This is a genomic window from Pseudomonas fluorescens, assembly GCF_000967965.1.
Classification (GTDB): domain Bacteria; phylum Pseudomonadota; class Gammaproteobacteria; order Pseudomonadales; family Pseudomonadaceae; genus Aquipseudomonas; species Aquipseudomonas grandcourensis.
In genome coordinates this window covers 165193-183960 of record NZ_LACC01000017.1, presented here as the reverse complement: position 1 = coordinate 183960, position 18768 = coordinate 165193, and the positions used below count along the sequence as shown (strand labels likewise).

Below are 18768 nucleotides of genomic sequence, written 5' to 3'. Positions count from 1 at the left end.
AATTTGGGGCAGCTTCGCAGCCCAACGGGGGCAAGCCCCCTCGCCACAAGCCCGCTCCCACATTGAACGAGGCCCCCGATGAACAACGCTCTGTCCCAGCTCCAGCCCTACCCGTTCGAGAAACTCCGCGCCCTGCTCGGCAGCGTGACGCCGAACCCGGACAAGCGTCCGATCGCGCTGTCCATCGGCGAGCCGAAACACCGTTCGCCAAGCTTTGTCGCCGAGGCCCTGGCCAGCAATCTGGAAAAAATGGCCGTGTACCCGACCACCCTCGGTATCCCGGAGCTGCGTGAAGCCATCGCGGCCTGGTGCGAGCGTCGTTTCGATGTCCCCAAGGGCTGGATCGACCCGGCGCGCAACGTGCTGCCGGTCAACGGTACCCGCGAGGCGCTGTTCGCCTTCACCCAGACCGTGGTCAACCGTGGCGATGACGCGCTGGTGGTCAGCCCGAACCCGTTCTACCAGATCTACGAAGGCGCGGCGTTCCTCGCCGGGGCCAAGCCGCATTACCTGCCTTGCCTGGACGAAAACGGCTTCAACCCTGATTTCGACGCCGTGTCGCCGGACATCTGGAAACGCTGCCAGATCCTGTTCCTGTGCTCGCCAGGCAACCCGACCGGCGCCTTGATTCCAGTGGAAACCTTGAAAAAGCTGATCGCCCTGGCCGACGAATACGACTTCGTGATTGCCGCCGATGAGTGCTACAGCGAACTGTACTTCGACGAACAAACCCCGCCGCCAGGCCTGCTCAGCGCCTGCGCGGAACTGGGTCGAAAGGACTTCAAGCGTTGCGTGGTGTTCCACAGCCTGTCCAAGCGCTCGAACCTGCCGGGCCTGCGCTCGGGCTTTGTGGCCGGTGATGCCGACGTCCTCAAGGGCTTCCTGCTCTACCGCACCTACCATGGCTGCGCGATGCCGGTTCAAACCCAACTGGCCAGCGTTGCTGCGTGGAATGACGAAGTGCATGTGCGCGCCAATCGGGCGCTGTACCGCGAGAAGTTCGATGCGGTGCTGGAAATCCTCAGCCCGGTCATGGACGTACAGCGTCCGGATGGCAGTTTCTACCTGTGGCCGAATGTCGCCGGTGACGACGCGGCGTTCTGCCGTGACCTGTTCGAACAGGAGCACGTGACCGTGGTGCCGGGTTCTTACCTGTCGCGGGATGTCGATGGCGTCAATCCGGGTGCCGGGCGCGTGCGCATGGCATTAGTTGCACCGCTGGCAGAATGTGTCGAGGCTGCCGAGCGTATTCGCGCGTTCATCCAGCGCCGGTAACAGCCAGGTTTACTTCACCTGGCCAAGCTTGGCCTCACTCAGATCCAGCTCCCCCAACACCTCACGCAACACGTCATCACCAATCTGGTGATGACGACTGAGGCTATACAACTCAAGGCGTTGCGCCCGCAGCGCCTTCAAGCGCAAACGCCGTTCCAGCAAGTCCATCTGAAACGCCAGGGCTTGCGCCTCAGCGGAATCGTTGAATACCTCCAATTGATGCCGATACTCGGACATGATTCGCGCCTTGAGCTCAGCGGCCAGCGCGGATTGAGCTGCGTCCTGCGGGTTGACCTCTTCTGTCTCAAGCGCATGAATGGCCGCCTCGGCGGTCTTGCGCCAGGCGTCGCGCACTTCATTGCGCCGCTTGTCGTCCGGGCTGGCTTCTATGCCACGCAACAACAGTGGCAGCGCGATGCAGGCCGCAATCAACGACAGCAGAATCACCCCGGCAGCAATAAAGATCAGCAAGTCGCGTTCGGGAAATGCATCGGAGCCCATCAATATCGGCACCGACATAACTCCCGCCAGCGTCACGGCCCCGCGCACGCCGCCGACAGTCAGTAACCAACAGGAACGCGCGCTGGGCACCCGGGTTATCTCAGCCTTGCCACGCCAACGCCGCACAAAAATGGACAGCCGCCAGATGCTTTGCACCCAGACGAACCGCAAAGCCAGCAGCACCAGGAAAATCGCCACCACGTCCAGCCCGCGATACAGCAACGTCGGCCATAGTGAGGTTTCGTGACTTGCCACCGCCTTGATGATGTCCGGCAACTGCAAACCCAACAGCAGGAAGATCAAACCGTTGAAGGCGAACTCCAGCAGCGACCAGACACTTCGGTTGAGCAAGCGCGTGTTGGTCTGGCGCGGCAGCAGGTCGAGCCAGCTCTGCATCATCCCCGCCGCCACCGCCGAGAGGATGCCCGACACTTCCATGCGCTCGGCCAGCACGTAGGCGGCAAACGGCAGCAACAACATGAACACCACATGCGTCGCCGGATCATCCCAGCCCCGCGCGATCATCCACGCCCGCAGACGGCCGACCAGCCAGCTCAGGGCCACCCCGACAGCCAGGCCACCCACCGCGACCAGTACGAACGTCAGGCTGGCATTGGCCAGCGAGAACACGCCGGTCACCGCCGCCACCAGGGCAAACTTGAATGTCACCAGGCCTGATGCGTCGTTCATCAGCGCCTCACCCTGCAGGATGTGCATCAAAGGCGTGGGCAGTCGATTGCGGGAAATGGCCGACACCGCCACCGCATCCGTCGGCGACAGCACGGCCGCCAGGGCGAACGCCACCGGCAACGGCACACCGGGCAGCAGCCAATGAATGAAATACCCGGCGCCGACCACGGTGAACAGCACCAGGCCCACTGCCAGGGTCAGGATCGGGCCGCGCAAGTGCCAGAATTCGCGCTTGGGCATGCGCCAGCCGTCAGAGAACAACAGTGGCGGCAGGAACAGAAACAGGAACAGTTCGGGATCCAGGGCTACATGCAGGCCGAGCGTCGGCCAGGCAAGCAAGGCTCCGGCGGCAATCTGCACCAACGGCAACGGCAGCGGAACCACCCGTCCGATCAGGCGCGAAACGCCGACCAGCATCAACAGGATCAGGACGGTGTAGGCGGTTTGCATAAAGCGGGATTCCCGGGCAATCGACAGCATTGAAGTGCCATATTAGCCGCTTAGACTACCGGTGGCCCTTGCACCTATGTCGCACCCGGAACGCGCCAATCCCTGCGGGAGCGAGCTTGCTCCCACAGGTTTTGCGTTTTAACTCAATGCACATGGCATAATCCGTCACCTTTACATTTACGGCACCTGCAAAGGGGGCAATTCCTTGACCGTTTCAAGCAAAACGTTGCACCTTTTCGGCATCAAAGCCTGCGACACCATGAAAAAGGCGCGCACCTGGCTCGATGAACACGCTGTCAGCTATGACTTTCATGATTACAAATCGGTCGGTATCGACCGTGAACACCTGACCCAATGGTGCAGCGAGCACGGTTGGGAAGTGGTGTTGAACCGTGCAGGCACGACCTTTCGCAAGCTCGACGACGAACGCAAAGCCGATCTCGACCAGACGAAAGCCATCGAACTGATGCTCGCACAACCCTCGATGATCAAGCGCCCGGTGCTCGATCTCGGTGACCGAACCCTGATTGGCTTCAAGCCAGATATCTACGCGGCCGCGCTCAAGTAAGCAGCCCGTTCAATTTTGTTAGAGGTATACACATGTCCACTACCCTGTTCAGCCTGGCCTTCGGCGTCGGCACTCAAAACCGTCAAGGCGCATGGCTGGAAGTGTTCTACGCCGCCCCGGTACTCAAGCCATCGGCTGAAGTCCTCGCCGCTATCGCACCGATCCTGGGCTACACCGAAGGCAATCAGGCCATCGCGTTCAGCACCGCCCAGGCCTCGCAACTGGCAGAAGCGCTGAAAAGCGTCGACGCTGCCCAGGCTGCCCTGCTGACCCGCCTGGCCGAGAGCCACAAGCCGCTGGTTGCCACCTTGCTGACCGAAGACGCCCAGCTGTCGTCCACCCCTGAGGCCTACCTCAAGCTGCACCTGCTGAGCCATCGCCTGGTCAAGCCGCACGGCCTGAACCTGGCCGGCATCTTCCCGCTGCTGCCAAACGTGGCCTGGACCAGCCAGGGCGCGATCGACCTGAGCGAACTGGCCGAACTGCAACTCGAAGCCCGCCTGCGCGGCGAGCTGCTGGAAGTGTTCTCGGTGGACAAGTTCCCGAAAATGACCGACTACGTGGTTCCGGCCGGCGTGCGTATCGCTGACGCTGCGCGCCTGCGCTTGGGCGCTTACGTGGGCGAAGGTACCACCGTGATGCACGAAGGCTTCATCAACTTCAACGCCGGCACCGAAGGCCCGGGCATGATCGAAGGCCGCGTATCCGCTGGCGTATTCGTCGGCAAGGGTTCGGACCTGGGCGGCGGCTGCTCGACCATGGGCACCCTGTCGGGCGGCGGCAACATCGTGATCAAGGTTGGCGAAGGCTGCCTGATCGGCGCCAACGCCGGTATCGGTATCCCGTTGGGCGACCGCAACACCGTCGAGTCGGGCCTGTACGTGACCGCTGGTACCAAAGTGGCGCTGCTGGACGAGAACAATCAGCTGGTCAAAGTGGTCAAGGCCCGTGAACTGGCTGGCCAGCCGGACCTGCTGTTCCGTCGCAATTCGGAGACCGGTGCCGTGGAATGCAAAACCCACAAATCGGCCATCGAACTGAACGAAGCGCTGCACGCTCACAACTAAGCGTTACACGATCACCTGTGTAGGAGCGAGCTTGCTCGTGAAAAACGTAAGGGCAACGCGGTTATTCAGATAATGCGCGTTTTCGTTCACGTCCATCGCGAGCAAGCTCGCTCCTACAGGGGTCTGGCGTACGCCCGCCCATGTTCACCAGGGCCGAACAACATGATGATTCTCTCTCCATGGCGTGCCGATTTTCCGGCCATCGCCGCCCTGCAACGGCAAGACCAGACCTATCTGGACAACGCCGCCACCACGCAAAAACCTCAAGCCCTGCTGGATGCCCTGGCGCACTACTACGCCAACGGCGCGGCCAACGTGCATCGGGCGCAGCATTTGCCCGGCGCCCACGCCACCCAGGCGTTCGAGGACAGCCGCCGCAAAGTCGCACAATGGCTCAATGCTGGTGATTGCGGGCAGATCATCTTTACCCACGGCGCGACGTCCGCGCTGAATCTCCTGGCCTACGGCCTGGAACATCTTTTCAATCCGGGCGACGAGATTGTCATCAGCGCCCTGGAGCATCACGCCAACCTGCTGCCCTGGCAGCAACTGGTGCACCGTCGCGACCTGAAACTGGTGATCCTGCCGCTGGATGCCGACGGCGTGATCGACCTTGAAGCCGCCGCCGGTTTGATCGGCCCACGCACGCGTCTGCTGGCCGTCAGTCAACTGTCCAACGTGATTGGTGCGTGGCAGCCGCTGCCTGAATTACTGGCACTGGCCAAGGCGCACAACGCCCTGACCGTGATCGACGGCGCCCAGGGCGTGGTCCATGGCCGTCACGACGTGCAAGCGTTGGGCTGCGATTTTTACGTGTTCTCCAGCCACAAACTCTACGGCCCCGATGGCCTGGGCGTGCTGTTCGGGCGCAATACCGCGCTGCAACAACTGCGTCCCTGGCAGTTCGGCGGCGAAATGGTGCTCGATGCCAATTACCACGACGCACGCTTTCGCCCGGCACCGTTGGGTTTCGAAGCCGGGACACCGCCGATTGCCAGTGTGATCGGCCTGGGAGCGACCCTGGATTACCTCGCCGGGCTCGATCAGAACGCCGTGTCCGCCCATGAAGCGGCGCTGCATGCCTGCCTGCTCAAGGGCCTTGAGGCGCGCAATGGCATTCGCCTGTTGGGCAAACCACAAGTGGCACTGGCCAGTTTCACCGTCGAAGGTGTGCATAACTCCGATCTTGCGCATTTGCTGACTGAACAAGGGATCGCGGTGCGTGCCGGCCATCACTGCGCGATGCCGCTGCTCAAACGCTTTGAGCTGGCCGGAGCGATTCGGGTGTCGTTGGCGCTGTACAACGACTCCGAAGACCTGGAGCGGTTCTTTGAAGCCCTGGATCAGGCGCTGGAGCTATTGCGATGAACCTGCCCGTCGATGCCGTGACAGCACTGGACACCTTTCAGAAAGCGGCCGGCTGGGAACAACGCGCACGCCTGCTGATGCAATGGGGCGAGCGCCTGCCGGCGTTGAGTGATGCGCAGATGTGTGATGCCAACCGGGTGCACGGCTGTGAAAGCCAGGTGTGGCTGGTGGGCGAATTGCGCGATGGCCACTGGCAATTCAGCGCCAACAGTGATGCACGGTTGATTCGCGGGTTGGTGGCGTTGCTGCTGGCGCGGGTCAACGGCTTGTCCGCAGCCGAGTTGCAGCAGGTGGATTTGCCGGACTGGTTCAATCAGTTGGGGCTGGGGCGGCAGTTGTCCGAGTCTCGTAGCAATGGCTTGAATGCGGTGCTTCAGCGGATGCGGGAGTTGGCTCAATAAAGGGGCTGCTTCGCAGCCCATCGCGAGCAGGCTCGCTCCTACAGGGGAACGCATTCCAATGTGGGAGCGAGCCTGCTCGCGATGGGGCCATCAGCCTTACAGATCAGACCTGCGGTTTGACCCGCTCCGCCGGCCGCCGCACACCCGCCACAATCTTGTCCACAGCCTTGGTCGCTGCGACCATGCCAAACGTCGCCGTCACCATCATCACCGCGCCAAACCCGCCGGCACAGTCGAGCTTCACCCCATCACCGACAAAACTCTTCTGCAGGCAAATGCTGCCATCCGGTTTCGGGTAGCGCAGTTGCTCGGTGGAAAACACGCACGGCACGCTGTAGTGGCGGGTCACGGTGCGTGAGAAGCCGTAGTCGCGGCGCAGCGTAGAACGCACTTTCGACGCCAACGGATCGTTGAACGTGCGATTGAGGTCGCAGACCTGGATCAACGTCGGGTCAATCTGCCCGCCCGCGCCGCCGGTGGTGATGATCTGGATCTTGCGGCGCTTGCACCAGGCGATCAGCGCGGCCTTGGCGTTGACGCTGTCGATGCAGTCGATCACGCAGTCGATGTTCGGCGTGATGTACTCGGCCATGGTGTCGCGGGTAACGAAGTCCGGCACCGCGTGCACCGTACAGTCCGGGTTGATCCCGCGCAGACGCTCGGCCATCACCTCGACCTTGGGCTTGCCCACCGTGCTGTCCAGCGCGTGCAACTGGCGGTTGGCGTTGCTGACGCAGACGTCATCGAGGTCGAACAACGAAATCTCGCCCACACCACAACGAGCCATGGCTTCCGCCGCCCAGGAACCGACGCCACCGACGCCGACGATCGCCACATGGGCCGCTTTCAGGCGCTCAAGGCCTTCGATGCCATACAAACGGGCGATGCCAGCAAACCGCGGATCTTCTGTACTCATGACCATTACCCCAAAAACCGGCGCGCATTATAGGGCTGTCGGCGCCCAAGAGCATCATTGCGCTATGAACGGGCAACATCCACGAAAACCACGTCGAACAAAGATTTGCCTTACACGCTCTAACGAAAGAACTTAAACCGACTTGGATTGCCCAATGTCCGGCAATTCCCTGTCCGCTGTACGACCAGAGAATGCCCGGTGTAGGATGCGCGCCCCTTGGCGACCGCCAACCGTTCCTTCGTTCCACAGTCTTTGGAACCCGAAATAACTATGTCATCGCGTAAATTTGGACTCAACCTGGTCGTGGTGCTCGCCATCGCTGCCTTGTTTACCGGCTTCTGGGCGCTGATCAACCGCCCGGTCACCGCCCCCAACTGGCCTGAACAGATCTCCGGCTTCTCGTACTCGCCATTCCAGCAGGGTCAGTTCCCGCAGAAAGACCAGTACCCGACCGACGATCAAATGCGTCGCGACCTGGAGATCATGAGCAAGCTGACGGACAACATCCGCATCTACTCGGTCGATGGCACCCTGCAAGACATCCCGAAACTGGCGGAAGAGTTCGGCTTGCGGGTCACCCTGGGGATCTGGATCAGCCCGGACCAGGAACGCAACGAACGGGAAATCACCCGCGCCATTGAAATCGCCAACTCCTCGCGCAGCGTGGTTCGTGTGGTGGTCGGCAACGAAGCGATCTTCCGCAAGGAAATCACCGCCGCCGAACTCAGCGTGTTGCTCGACCGTGTACGTGCCGCCGTCAAAGTACCGGTCACCACGTCCGAACAGTGGCACGTCTGGGAAGAGCACCCCGAACTGGCCAAGCACGTCGACCTGATCGCCGCGCACGTCCTCCCGTATTGGGAATTTATCCCGGTGGACAAGGCACAGCAGTTCGTTCTGGACCGTGCCCGCGACCTGAAAAAAATGTTCCCGAAAAAGCCGCTGCTGCTGTCCGAAGTGGGCTGGCCGAGCAACGGCCGCATGCGCGGTGGCGCCGACGCCTCACCGGCAGACCAGGCGATCTACCTGCGAACCCTGGTCAACAAGCTCAACCGCCAGGGCTTCAACTACTTCGTGATCGAAGCGTTTGACCAGCCGTGGAAAGCCAGCGACGAAGGTTCCGTCGGCGCCTACTGGGGCGTGTTCAACGCCGCGCGCCAGCAGAAGTTCAACTTCGAAGGCCCGGTGGTCGCGATTCCGCAATGGCGCGTGTTGGCCATTGGTTCGGTGGTATTGGCGCTGTTGTCGCTGACCCTGCTGATGATCGACGGCTCGGCCCTGCGCCAGCGTGGCCGTACCTTCCTGACCTTCACTGCGTTCCTGTGTGGTTCGGTGCTGGTGTGGATCGGTTACGACTACAGCCAGCAATACAGCACCTGGTTCAGCCTGACGGTGGGCTTTTTGCTCGCCCTTGGTGCGCTCGGGGTGTTTATCGTGCTGCTGACCGAAGCCCATGAACTGGCCGAAGCGGTGTGGGTGCACAAGCGCCGGCGCGAGTTCCTGCCGGTGGAAGGCGATTCCAGCTACCGCCCGAAAGTGTCGATTCACGTGCCCTGCTACAACGAGCCGCCGGAGATGGTCAAACAGACCCTCAACGCCCTGGCCAATCTCGACTATCCGGACTTCGAAGTCCTGATCATCGACAACAACACCAAGGACCCGGCGGTCTGGGAACCGGTGCGCGATTATTGCGAAACCCTCGGCCCGCGCTTCAAGTTCTTCCACGTGGCACCGCTGGCCGGCTTCAAGGGCGGCGCGCTGAACTACCTGATCCCGCACACCGCCAAAGATGCCGAAGTGATCGCGGTGATCGACTCCGATTACTGCGTGCACCCGAACTGGCTCAAGCACATGGTGCCGCACTTCGCCGACCCGAAAATCGCCGTGGTGCAGTCGCCGCAGGATTACCGCGACCAGAACGAAAGCACCTTCAAGAAGCTCTGCTACGCGGAATACAAAGGCTTCTTCCACATCGGAATGGTCACTCGCAACGACCGCGACGCGATCATCCAGCACGGCACCATGACCATGACCCGTCGCTCGGTGCTCGAAGAACTGGGTTGGGCCGACTGGTGCATCTGTGAAGATGCCGAGCTTGGCCTGCGGGTATTCGAGAAAGGCCTGTCGGCGGCGTATTACCACACCAGCTATGGCAAGGGCCTGATGCCCGATACCTTCATCGACTTCAAGAAGCAGCGTTTCCGCTGGGCCTACGGTGCGATCCAGATCATCAAGCGTCACACCGCCAGCCTGCTGCGCGGCAAGGACACCGAGCTGACCCGTGGCCAGCGCTACCACTTCCTCGCGGGCTGGTTGCCGTGGGTGGCAGACGGCATGAACATCTTCTTCACCGTCGGCGCGCTGTTGTGGTCGGCGGCGATGATCATCGTGCCGCAACGGGTCGATCCGCCGCTGCTGATCTTCGCAATCCCACCATTGGCGCTGTTCGTGTTCAAGGTCGCCAAGATCATCTTCCTCTACCGTCGTGCGGTTGGAGTGAATCTGAAGGATGCCTTCTGCGCGGCGCTGGCCGGTCTGGCGTTGTCCCACACCATCGCCAAAGCGGTGCTGTACGGCTTCTTCACCAGCAGCATTCCGTTCTTCCGTACACCGAAGAATGCCGACAACCACGGCTTCTGGGTGGCGATTTCGGAAGCCCGGGAAGAGATGTTCATCATGCTGCTGTTGTGGGGCGCTGCCTTGGGGATCTTCCTGGTGAACGGCATGCCGAGCAACGACATGCGTTTCTGGGTGACCATGTTGCTGGTGCAGTCGTTGCCATACTTGGCGGCGCTGATCATGGCGTTCCTGTCGTCGCTGCCGAAACCGACCGCCGAGCCTGAAACGGCACCTGTCGTCTAAATCTGCGCGGATGCACTAAACGGCGGCCAATGGCCGCCGTTTTGCTTTAAGATAAGCGCCATTTTGCGGGGCTTGGCTTAAGGGCCAGACCCAATACCTGTGGGAGCGAGCCTGCTCGCGATGAGGCCGTCACATTCAACCATTATGTTGACAGTGACATTGCTATCGCGAGCAGGCTCGCTCCCACATTTACAGCTTTCGGAGTTCTCCATGACGGCCCACGCCGACCTTTCGCCGACCCTCCAACTCGCCATCGACCTGATCCGCCGTCCGTCCGTGACGCCGATCGACGCCGATTGCCAGAAGCAGATGATGCAGCGCCTGGGCGATGCCGGTTTCACCCTGGAACCGATGCGCATCGAGGATGTGGATAACTTCTGGGCCACCCACGGCCAGGAAGACGGTCCGGTGCTGTGCTTCGCCGGCCACACCGACGTGGTCCCGACCGGCCCGGTGGCGGCCTGGCAGATCGAACCGTTCAACGCGCTGATCGACGAACACGGCATGCTCTGCGGCCGTGGCGCCGCCGACATGAAAGGCAGCCTCGCCGCCATGACCGTCGCCTCCGAGCGTTTTGTCGCCGACTACCCGAATCACAAGGGCAAAGTCGCCTTCCTGATCACCAGCGACGAAGAAGGCCCGGCGCACCACGGCACCAAGGCAGTGGTTGAACGCCTCGCCGCGCGCAAGGAGCGTCTGGACTGGTGCATCGTCGGCGAACCGTCGAGCACCACCCTGGTCGGTGACGTGGTCAAGAACGGCCGTCGCGGCTCCCTCGGCGCCAAGCTGACCGTACGCGGCATTCAAGGTCACGTGGCTTACCCGCACCTGGCGAAGAACCCGATCCACCTCGCTGCCCCGGCCCTGGCCGAACTGGCCGCCGAGCACTGGGACCACGGTAACGATTTCTTCCCGCCGACCAGTTTCCAGATCTCCAACGTCAATTCCGGCACCGGTGCGACCAACGTGATCCCGGGTGACCTGGTGGCGGTGTTCAACTTCCGCTTCTCCACCGAATCGACGGTCGAAGGTCTGCAAAAGCGCGTCGCCGACATCCTCGACAAGCACGGCCTGGACTGGCACATCGACTGGGCGCTGTCCGGCCTGCCGTTCCTCACCGAACCGGGCGCGCTGCTCGATGCGGTGTCGGCGAGCATCAAGGACATCACCGGTCGCGAAACAAAAGCGTCCACCAGCGGTGGTACCTCCGATGGCCGCTTCATCGCGACCATGGGTACCCAAGTGGTTGAACTGGGCCCGGTCAACGCGACCATCCACCAGGTCAACGAACGCGTGCTGGCCGCCGATCTCGACGTGCTGACCGAGATCTACTACCAGACCCTGATCAAGTTGCTCGCCTGATGCTTGCGTGCCCGATCTGCAGTGAGCCGCTGAACGCGGTGGACAACGGCGTGGCCTGCCCCGCCGGGCATCGTTTCGACCGTGCGCGCCAGGGTTACTTGAACCTGTTGCCGGTGCAGCACAAGAACAGCCGCGACCCTGGGGATAACCAGGCAATGGTCGAAGCCCGCCGCGACTTCCTGAACGCCGGGCACTACGCCCCGGTGGCCAAGCGTCTGGCGGAGCTGGCGGCCGGCTACGCACCACAGCACTGGCTGGACATCGGTTGTGGTGAGGGTTACTACACCGCGCAAATCGCCGAGGCCCTGCCAGATGCCGAAGGTTATGCCCTGGACATCTCCCGCGAAGCGGTCAAACGCGCCTGCAAACGCAACCCGCAGCTCACCTGGTTGATCGCCAGCATGGCGCGGGTGCCGTTGGCCTCCGGCAGTTGCCAGTTCCTGGCCAGTGTCTTCAGCCCGCTGGATTGGGAAGAAGCCAAACGCCTGCTCAGTGTTGGCGGCGGCCTGATGAAAGTCGGGCCGACCAGCGGCCACCTGATGGAATTGCGTGAGCGGCTGTACGACGAAGTCCGCGAGTACATTGACGACAAGCATCTGGACCTGGTGCCGGAAGGCATGGCACTGGCGCACAGCGAGACGCTGACGTTCAAGCTGACGCTGGACAAGCCGCAGGACCGCGCCAACCTGCTTGCGATGACGCCCCACGGCTGGCGTGCCAGTGCCGAGCGTCGTGCGGCGGTGATCGAGCAGACCGAGCCGTTCGAGACCACCGTGTCAATGCGCTACGATTATTTCGTTCTTCAATAACCTTTTGGTTTCGGGCGAGTGCCCGAGACCGGCTAAATCCGCGAATGGATTTTTCAGACCCGCAGTGAGGACATCCATGCGCCAACCCGATATCGAGATTTACCTGAAAGACGCCGACGTCGACCACAAGGCCATTTCCGCCTGGCTCGGCGCGGCATTGGGCCCGTGCACGGATTGGGTCCAGAAGGGCCAGACCTACAAGTGCAAGGCCGGCAACGTGCCGGTGACCTGGCTGCCAAAAGCCGTCGGCAAGTGGAACAGCCTGTACCTGGAAAGCGACCAGACCCCGTGGGACGACGACATCGCCTGCGCCCGCGCCGCGTTTGCCGCTCTGAACGTGGAAGTGCGTTGCGCACCGGGCACCTGGGTCGAGGAAGAAGGTGAAGAGACGGCGGACCGCTGGATTCGCATCAGCGCCGATGGTGAAGAAGAGATCACCTGGAAAACCGCGTAAAAGCCTACACACCGAACCTGTGGGAGCGAGCTTGCTCGCGATGAGGCCCTTTCAGTCAACTTCCATGTTGAATGTCAGTCCGCTATCGCGAGCAAGCTCGCTCCTACAGTGTTTTTGGGTGTTCTGAAGATTTGGTTTACAGACCTACAACATCCTCAGCCTGCAACCCCTTTTGCCCTTCCACCACCGCGTATTCAACCTGCTGGCCTTCGGTCAGCGAACGGTGGCCTTCACCGCGAATCGCGCGGTAGTGCACGAACACGTCCACCCCGTCCTCGCGCTGAATGAAGCCGTAGCCCTTGGCGTCGTTGAACCACTTCACATTACCGGTTTCGCGTGTTGCCATTTGTTCATACTCCCTTTTTATTATTGGTCGGGCTTTTCGCAGGAAAGCCTCGGGAACGTCAGCCTGCGCATACCGGTCCCATGAGGGCAACGGCGACAGAGCACCGAGTATATGACAGACGTTAAAACTCTCAACAGGAGTTTACTTCGCCGCTTTTTTGCCGATTTTAAGCGAATCCGGCACACTATCGGCCGCCCAAGCAATTGCTTGGTTTTATTCACTCACGCAGAAGCCGTATGACCCGCTCCCCGTTCCGCCGTCTTGTGTTTGGCACCCTGCGCCGACTGTTGTACCTCTGGGTTCGCTCCGAGACGATCAACCAGTCGTCGTTCACCCTCAACCTCGACCGCAGTCGTCCGGTGTTCTACGTCCTGCAAAACCCTTCGCTGACCGACCTCGCCGTGGTCGACACCGAGTGCAGCAAGGCTGGCCTGCCACGCCCGGTGCTGCCGGTATCGGTGGGCAACCTGCTGGAACCTGCCGCGTTCTTCTACCTGACGCCGGACCCGGACTGGCTCGGCCGCCAGGACAAGCGCGGTGCACCGCCGACACTGACCCGCCTGGTCAGCGCCCTGAGCCAGAACGCCGCCGAAGACGCACAGATCATTCCGGTCAGCGTGTTCTGGGGCCAATCGCCGGACAGCGAAAACAGCCCATGGAAACTCCTGTTCGCCGACAGCTGGGCCGTTACCGGGCGCCTGCGTCGCTTGCTGAGCATCATTGTGCTGGGACGCAAGACCCGCGTGCAGTTCTCCGCGCCGATCCACCTGCGCGAACTGATCGAGCACGACAAGGGTCACGAGCGCACCGTGCGCATGGCCCAGCGCATCCTGCGGGTGCACTTTCGCAACCTGAAGGCCGCAGTGATCGGCCCGGACATTTCCCACCGCCGCAACCTGGTCAAGGGCCTGCTCAACCAGCCACAGGTCAAACAAGCAATCCTCGACGAAGCCGAGCGCGAGAACATCTCGCCGGAGAAAGCCAAAGCCCAGGCGCTGCGCTACGGCAACGAAATCGCCTCGGACTACACCTACACTGCGATCCGTTTTATGGAAGTGGTGCTGAGCTGGTTCTGGAACAAGATCTACGACGGCATCAAGGTCAACCACATCGAAGGCGTGCAGAAGGTCGCCCAGGGTCACGAAGTGATCTACGTACCGTGCCACCGCAGCCACATCGACTATCTGCTGCTGTCCTATCTACTGTTTCGCAACGGCCTGACCCCGCCGCACGTTGCCGCAGGCATCAACCTGAACATGCCGGTGATCGGCGGCCTGCTGCGTCGCGGCGGTGCCTTCTTCATGCGCCGCACGTTCAAGGGCAACCCGCTCTACACCTCGGTGTTCAACGAATACCTGCATACCCTGTTCACCAAGGGCTTTCCGGTGGAGTACTTCGTCGAAGGCGGCCGCTCACGCACCGGGCGCATGCTGCAACCGAAGACCGGGATGCTGGCGATCACCCTGCGCAGCTTCCTGCGTTCGTCGCGCATGCCGATCGTGTTCGTGCCGGTATACATCGGCTACGAGCGCGTATTGGAAGGTCGAACCTATCTTGGCGAGTTGCGTGGTGCGGCCAAGAAAAAAGAGTCGATCTTCGATATTTTCAAAGTGATTGGTGCGCTCAAGCAGCGCTTTGGCCAGGTGGCGGTGAACTTCGGCGAGCCGATCAAGCTGGCGGAATTCCTCGACGGCGAACAGCCGGACTGGCGCCAACAGGAACTCGGTCCGCAGTTCAGACCGGCCTGGCTCAACGAAACCACCAACCGTCTTGGCGAAAAAGTCGCCCGGCATCTGAACGAAGCGGCGGCGATCAACCCGGTCAACCTGGTGGCACTGGCGCTGCTGTCGACCACCCGCCTGGCGCTGGATGACCGGGCCATGGCGCGGGTGCTGGACCTGTACCTGGCGCTGCTGCGCAAGGTCCCGTACTCGCCGCACACCACCTTGCCGGAAGGCGATGGCCGGGCGCTGATCGAGCATGTGAAAGACATGGACCTGCTGTCCGAGCAGAGCGATGCGTTGGGCAAGATTCTCTATCTGGACGAACAGAACGCCGTCCTGATGACCTACTACCGCAACAACGTGCTGCACATCTTCGCGCTGCCGGCGTTGCTCGCGAGCTTCTTCCAGAGCACCTCGCGCATGAGCCGCGAACAGATCCTGCGCTACACCCGCGCGCTGTACCCGTACCTGCAAGCGGAACTGTTCATTCGCTGGTCGCTGGACGAACTGGATGCGGTGATCGATCAGTGGCTGGAGGCGTTCGTCGAGCAAGGCCTGCTGCGTTTCGAGAATGACCTGTACCTGCGCCCGGCGCCGAGCTCGCGGCATTTCGTGCTGCTGACCCTGCTGTCGAAAAGCATCGCCCAGACGTTGCAGCGCTTCTACATGACCGTGTCCCTGCTGCTCAACAGTGGCCAGAACAGCATCAGCGCCGAAGAACTGGAGGACTTGTGCACGGTCATGGCCCAGCGCCTGTCGATCCTGCATGGCCTGAACGCCCCGGAATTCTTCGACAAGAGCCTGTTCCGCCACTTCATCCAGACGATGCTCGACCTCGACGTGCTCAAGCGCGATGAAGCGGGCAAGCTGAGCTATCACGAACTGCTCGGTGAACTGGCCGAAGGCGCGGCCAAACGTGTCTTGCCGGCGGAGATTCGTTTGTCGATTCGTCAGGTGGCGTTGCATCGCAGTGAAGATGCCGCCGACCAACCCACTCCACCGGTCGAAACCGTCTAGATTGATCAGGGCGCCAGTCGGTTCTGGCGCCCTCGATACGGAGATCTTTCAATGAAAAAACTGCCCCTGATCGTAGCCGCCTTGCTGTTGACTGCCTGCCAGCATCCGACACCGGCGCCCAAGGCCTCCCTCGATGGAGAAGTCTTCTACCTGCAACGCATCGCCCTGCCACCGACGGCGGTCCTGAGCATCAGCCTGCAGGACATTTCACTCGCCGATGCCCCGGCGAAGGTCATCGACGAACAACGCGGCCAGGTCAAAGGCCAGGTGCCTCTGGCCTTCCACCTCAGCTACGACCCGCTGAAGGTAGAGCCCAACCACCGATACTCGGTGAGCGCGCGCATCGAAGTCGATGGCAAACTGATGTTCATCACCACCGAGAATCATGCCGTGCGCCTGGACGGCTCCGATCCACAACCACTGAAGGTCCGTGTCGATCCGGCCCGCTAAGTGTCTTTTTCGAAAAAGGAAGTTGTTATGCTCCGCCCTACCCTTCGCTTTGCCGGCCTGTGTGCAGGTTTGATGATCTCCGCCAGCGCCCTGGCGCTGTCCCTCAGTGACCTGTCGCAGAAAGACGCCACTGGCGGACTCAAGGACGCGCTGACCCAAGGCGCGCAACTGGCCGTGAAACAACTTGGCACCCCGGGGGGGTTCAGCAACAACCCCGACGTGAAAATCGAACTGCCCGGCAAACTGGGCAAGGTCGCGAGCAAAATGAAACAGTTCGGCATGGGTGACCAGGTCGATGAACTGGAAGCCAGCATGAACAAAGCGGCGGAAACTGCCGTGACCCAGGCCCAGCCCATCCTTGTCGATGCCGTGAAGAAAATGACCGTGGAAGATGCCAAGGGCATCCTCAGCGGCGGCAACGACTCGGCCACCCAATACCTGAACAAGACCAGCCGCGAACAGATCCGCGCCAAGTTCCTGCCCATCGTCAAGCAGGCCACCGACAAGGTTGGCCTGGCCCAACAGTACAACTCGTTCGCCGGGCAAGCGGCGACCATGGGCGTAGTAGATGCGAAAAATGCCAACGTCGAAAACTACGTCACCGAGCAGGCGCTGAATGGCTTGTTCGAGATGATCGGCAAACAGGAAGAAACCATCCGCCAGAACCCGGCGGCTGCGGCGACCAGTTTGGCGAAGAAGGTGTTTGGTACGCTCTAAGCCGCGACACAAAACCTGTGGGAGCAGACTTGCTCCCACAAAGGTTCAAGCCGCTGATACGGGTCTTAGAAAGAACACCCACTCGCACCCCATCTTGCGCTTCTCGAACAACTTCAACGCGACCAGCCCATTTAGCGTGGCTGACGCCGTGTTGTAGGAACAACCCAGATTCTCCTTCACGTTGACCACCGTGAACTCCTTGGCCATCCCGCTTCTGGCCACTTGAAACAACGCCCGCTGTTTCTCGGTGAGTTGGTCGAGAAAACCACTTTCACGTAGCCAGCAATCAAATTGCTGCGCATCGTCCAGACTTTTCCGATACGTCCCGGTAAAACTGCCCACAGCCCGCAATACCACCGAACACTGGAAATCGATGAAGTAGGTCAGATCCAGGTCATCGGCCTCGGTATTCAAATACGACCGCCCGTACTTCAACGGCGCATTGCGCAACAAAACACTGATGGCGATGTAGCGAAACGCCGAGTAGTCATTTTTGAACATGAACCAGTAAAACAACGCGCGCGCTACCCGACCGTTGCCGTCGCGAAATGGATGCTCGTAACCCAGGACAAAATGCAGCGCGATGGCTTTGATCAGTGGATGAAGATAGTCCGCTTGATGAGGGTTGTTGTGGGGTTGATTGATCCACTTCGCCAGCACCTGCAAACGTGACACGAGCCCTGTTGCAGGCGGCGGCGAATGCACGGTGTTGCCCTCGCCATCCTGGACGACGACGTCATCGTTGGTCCTGAACGCTCCAGGCGAGTACTGCGAATCGTCGATGCCCTCGACGCCAACCCGATGCATGGCTGCAATCAGCTCAATGCTCAGTGGCTCGTAACGCTGCTCCCAGGCGAAATTCATCATCTTGAAGTTACCGATGACCATTCGCTCATCCGGTGTGCGCGGCGAGCGATGGCGCTTAAGCATGTCCTTGGCCACCCGCGTCGTGGTGGCCGCACCTTCGAGCTGGCTACTGCTGATAGCCTCGTCTTCGATCAGATCATTGAGCAAATAGCTGAAATGAGCACGCTCGCCGATCTGGCCGGTCATGTATTCCAGCACTGCGGTTGTCGCCTGACGATCCACTACGGAAATGGCTTTTTGCGCCTGCGGCGTCAGCATGAATTTCAGCCAGCACGCCGGTTCACCCAATGGCAAAAGGTTCGAATACTGTGCAGTCCGCGCTTTCTTGACCAAGGCCCAGCACAGCTTCGAATCCAGCCCAGGCGCCCAGCGGTAGCGCAATGAATCGAACGGCAGGTAACGCCCCTGATCGTCCAGAGGCTTGAGCAAAGCGAGGTATTGCGAAAGACGTTCCTTGTGAGGCGATCGCAACAGCCGATCAAACACCGGATCGGACCGGCCCCTCAAAGTGGGTGGATTTTTCATGGTGCTGTCTCAAACATGCGTGAAACCGGGCACTGAGTACAACACCTGAGCTTTTTAGCCTCAATATCAGACGGGTCCGAGATAGATGTAGGAACAATGAATGCCCGCTGGTTGGTACAGGTTCTTGCAGTCACGGTTGCTGAAATGGCAGCGACGGTTTTGACTGATAAGCCGTCATCGCAAGCAGGCTCGCTCCCACACTTTGAATTGAGCACGGTCAGGAAAATCAGGCCGGCCGGTAGGCCGCCATCGCAGGCAAACCAGCTCCCACAGGTGCTGAGTACATCTGCAAGGAATTGGTCGGCTGTCAGGCCGCCATCGCGAGCAAGCTCGCTCCCACAGAAGAGCAAAGGCAGGTCGGCGTACACCCACGCTCCACACCACTCATCAGGCCGAGCG

17 protein-coding genes are annotated in these 18768 nt (G+C 61.0%); 12 read left to right on the top strand and 5 right to left on the bottom strand.

Annotation, left to right across the window (positions count from 1 at the left end):
* Positions 1-78: 78 nt before the first annotated feature.
* A complete protein-coding gene (dapC, locus tag VC35_RS15045) occupies positions 79-1275 on the top strand; it encodes a succinyldiaminopimelate transaminase (RefSeq protein ID WP_046041114.1) in 1197 nt (398 codons plus the stop codon).
* Between the two features lie 9 nt (positions 1276-1284).
* On the opposite strand, the gene VC35_RS15040 is transcribed toward dapC, so the two are convergent.
* Positions 1285-2916 carry a Na+/H+ antiporter gene (locus VC35_RS15040; RefSeq protein ID WP_046041282.1) on the bottom strand — a complete coding sequence of 544 codons (1632 nt, stop codon included), beginning with the start codon at positions 2914-2916 and terminating at the stop codon, positions 1285-1287.
* A 259-nt stretch (positions 2917-3175) separates the two neighbouring features.
* Here VC35_RS15040 and VC35_RS15035 point away from each other — a divergent pair, with 259 nt between their 5' ends.
* From VC35_RS15035 to VC35_RS15020, 4 genes are all read left to right on the top strand, one after another.
* A complete protein-coding gene (locus VC35_RS15035) occupies positions 3176-3484 on the top strand; it encodes an arsenate reductase (protein WP_259674438.1) in 309 nt (102 codons plus the stop codon).
* Between the two features lie 32 nt (positions 3485-3516).
* On the top strand, positions 3517-4551 hold the full coding sequence (dapD, locus tag VC35_RS15030; RefSeq protein WP_046041111.1) for a 2,3,4,5-tetrahydropyridine-2,6-dicarboxylate N-succinyltransferase: 1035 nt from the start codon (positions 3517-3519) through the stop codon (positions 4549-4551).
* A 162-nt stretch (positions 4552-4713) separates the two neighbouring features.
* A complete protein-coding gene (locus VC35_RS15025; protein ID WP_046041109.1) occupies positions 4714-5919 on the top strand; it encodes an aminotransferase class V-fold PLP-dependent enzyme in 1206 nt (401 codons plus the stop codon).
* Positions 5916-6320: a SufE family protein gene (locus tag VC35_RS15020; RefSeq protein WP_046041106.1), complete on the top strand. Its 405-nt coding sequence runs from the start codon at positions 5916-5918 to the stop codon at positions 6318-6320. Before VC35_RS15025 ends, VC35_RS15020 begins: the two co-directional genes overlap by 4 nt.
* A gap of 103 nt (positions 6321-6423) precedes the next feature.
* On the opposite strand, the gene tcdA is transcribed toward VC35_RS15020, so the two are convergent.
* On the bottom strand, positions 6424-7242 hold the full coding sequence (gene tcdA, locus VC35_RS15015) for a tRNA cyclic N6-threonylcarbamoyladenosine(37) synthase TcdA (RefSeq protein WP_046041104.1): 819 nt from the start codon (positions 7240-7242) through the stop codon (positions 6424-6426).
* A 264-nt stretch (positions 7243-7506) separates the two neighbouring features.
* Here tcdA and VC35_RS15010 point away from each other — a divergent pair, with 264 nt between their 5' ends.
* From VC35_RS15010 to VC35_RS14995, 4 genes are all read left to right on the top strand, one after another.
* Complete coding sequence (locus VC35_RS15010; protein ID WP_046041103.1) at positions 7507-10098, top strand: glycosyltransferase; 2592 nt, start codon at positions 7507-7509, stop codon at positions 10096-10098.
* Between the two features lie 210 nt (positions 10099-10308).
* Entirely contained in the window at positions 10309-11460 is a 1152-nt protein-coding gene (dapE, locus tag VC35_RS15005; protein ID WP_046041102.1) for a succinyl-diaminopimelate desuccinylase, read from the top strand.
* Positions 11460-12269 (top strand): putative RNA methyltransferase, encoded by an 810-nt coding sequence (locus VC35_RS15000; RefSeq protein WP_046041101.1) that lies wholly within the window; start codon positions 11460-11462, stop codon positions 12267-12269. The genes dapE and VC35_RS15000 overlap by 1 nt, the downstream gene beginning before the upstream one ends.
* Before the next feature lie 76 nt (positions 12270-12345).
* A complete protein-coding gene (locus tag VC35_RS14995; protein WP_046041100.1) occupies positions 12346-12723 on the top strand; it encodes a hypothetical protein in 378 nt (125 codons plus the stop codon).
* Between the two features lie 136 nt (positions 12724-12859).
* On the opposite strand, the gene VC35_RS14990 is transcribed toward VC35_RS14995, so the two are convergent.
* Positions 12860-13069 (bottom strand): cold shock domain-containing protein, encoded by a 210-nt coding sequence (locus VC35_RS14990; protein WP_007954750.1) that lies wholly within the window; start codon positions 13067-13069, stop codon positions 12860-12862.
* A 236-nt stretch (positions 13070-13305) separates the two neighbouring features.
* On the opposite strand from VC35_RS14990, the gene plsB reads away from it, so the two are divergent.
* From plsB to VC35_RS14975, 3 genes are read left to right on the top strand one after another with little or no spacing between them, the layout of a single operon-like run.
* Positions 13306-15810 (top strand): glycerol-3-phosphate 1-O-acyltransferase PlsB, encoded by a 2505-nt coding sequence (gene plsB / locus VC35_RS14985; protein WP_046041098.1) that lies wholly within the window; start codon positions 13306-13308, stop codon positions 15808-15810.
* Between the two features lie 51 nt (positions 15811-15861).
* Entirely contained in the window at positions 15862-16260 is a 399-nt protein-coding gene (locus tag VC35_RS14980; protein ID WP_046041096.1) for a YbaY family lipoprotein, read from the top strand.
* Between the two features lie 27 nt (positions 16261-16287).
* Positions 16288-16977 carry a DUF4197 domain-containing protein gene (locus VC35_RS14975; protein WP_007990313.1) on the top strand — a complete coding sequence of 230 codons (690 nt, stop codon included), beginning with the start codon at positions 16288-16290 and terminating at the stop codon, positions 16975-16977.
* 45 nt (positions 16978-17022) lie between these two features.
* Here the strand turns inward: VC35_RS14975 and VC35_RS14970 are convergent, their stop codons facing one another.
* Both VC35_RS14970 and VC35_RS29775 read right to left on the bottom strand, forming a co-directional pair.
* A complete protein-coding gene (locus tag VC35_RS14970) occupies positions 17023-18369 on the bottom strand; it encodes a Fic family protein (RefSeq protein ID WP_046041095.1) in 1347 nt (448 codons plus the stop codon).
* Positions 18366-18768: hypothetical protein (locus VC35_RS29775; RefSeq protein ID WP_221174487.1), on the bottom strand; the 403-nt coding region annotated here is incomplete at its 5' end. The genes VC35_RS29775 and VC35_RS14970, both read right to left, overlap by 4 nt.

Coding starts and splice junctions, on each gene's coding strand:
- dapC (WP_046041114.1), top strand. CDS start 79: ATGAACAACGCTCTGTCCCAGCTCCAGCCCTACCCGTTCGAGAAACTC.
- VC35_RS15040 (WP_046041282.1), bottom strand. CDS start 2,916: ATGCAAACCGCCTACACCGTCCTGATCCTGTTGATGCTGGTCGGCGTT.
- VC35_RS15035 (WP_259674438.1), top strand. CDS start 3,176: ATGAAAAAGGCGCGCACCTGGCTCGATGAACACGCTGTCAGCTATGAC.
- dapD (WP_046041111.1), top strand. CDS start 3,517: ATGTCCACTACCCTGTTCAGCCTGGCCTTCGGCGTCGGCACTCAAAAC.
- VC35_RS15025 (WP_046041109.1), top strand. CDS start 4,714: ATGATGATTCTCTCTCCATGGCGTGCCGATTTTCCGGCCATCGCCGCC.
- VC35_RS15020 (WP_046041106.1), top strand. CDS start 5,916: ATGAACCTGCCCGTCGATGCCGTGACAGCACTGGACACCTTTCAGAAA.
- tcdA (WP_046041104.1), bottom strand. CDS start 7,242: ATGGTCATGAGTACAGAAGATCCGCGGTTTGCTGGCATCGCCCGTTTG.
- VC35_RS15010 (WP_046041103.1), top strand. CDS start 7,507: ATGTCATCGCGTAAATTTGGACTCAACCTGGTCGTGGTGCTCGCCATC.
- dapE (WP_046041102.1), top strand. CDS start 10,309: ATGACGGCCCACGCCGACCTTTCGCCGACCCTCCAACTCGCCATCGAC.
- VC35_RS15000 (WP_046041101.1), top strand. CDS start 11,460: ATGCTTGCGTGCCCGATCTGCAGTGAGCCGCTGAACGCGGTGGACAAC.
- VC35_RS14995 (WP_046041100.1), top strand. CDS start 12,346: ATGCGCCAACCCGATATCGAGATTTACCTGAAAGACGCCGACGTCGAC.
- VC35_RS14990 (WP_007954750.1), bottom strand. CDS start 13,069: ATGGCAACACGCGAAACCGGTAATGTGAAGTGGTTCAACGACGCCAAG.
- plsB (WP_046041098.1), top strand. CDS start 13,306: ATGACCCGCTCCCCGTTCCGCCGTCTTGTGTTTGGCACCCTGCGCCGA.
- VC35_RS14980 (WP_046041096.1), top strand. CDS start 15,862: ATGAAAAAACTGCCCCTGATCGTAGCCGCCTTGCTGTTGACTGCCTGC.
- VC35_RS14975 (WP_007990313.1), top strand. CDS start 16,288: ATGCTCCGCCCTACCCTTCGCTTTGCCGGCCTGTGTGCAGGTTTGATG.
- VC35_RS14970 (WP_046041095.1), bottom strand. CDS start 18,369: ATGAAAAATCCACCCACTTTGAGGGGCCGGTCCGATCCGGTGTTTGAT.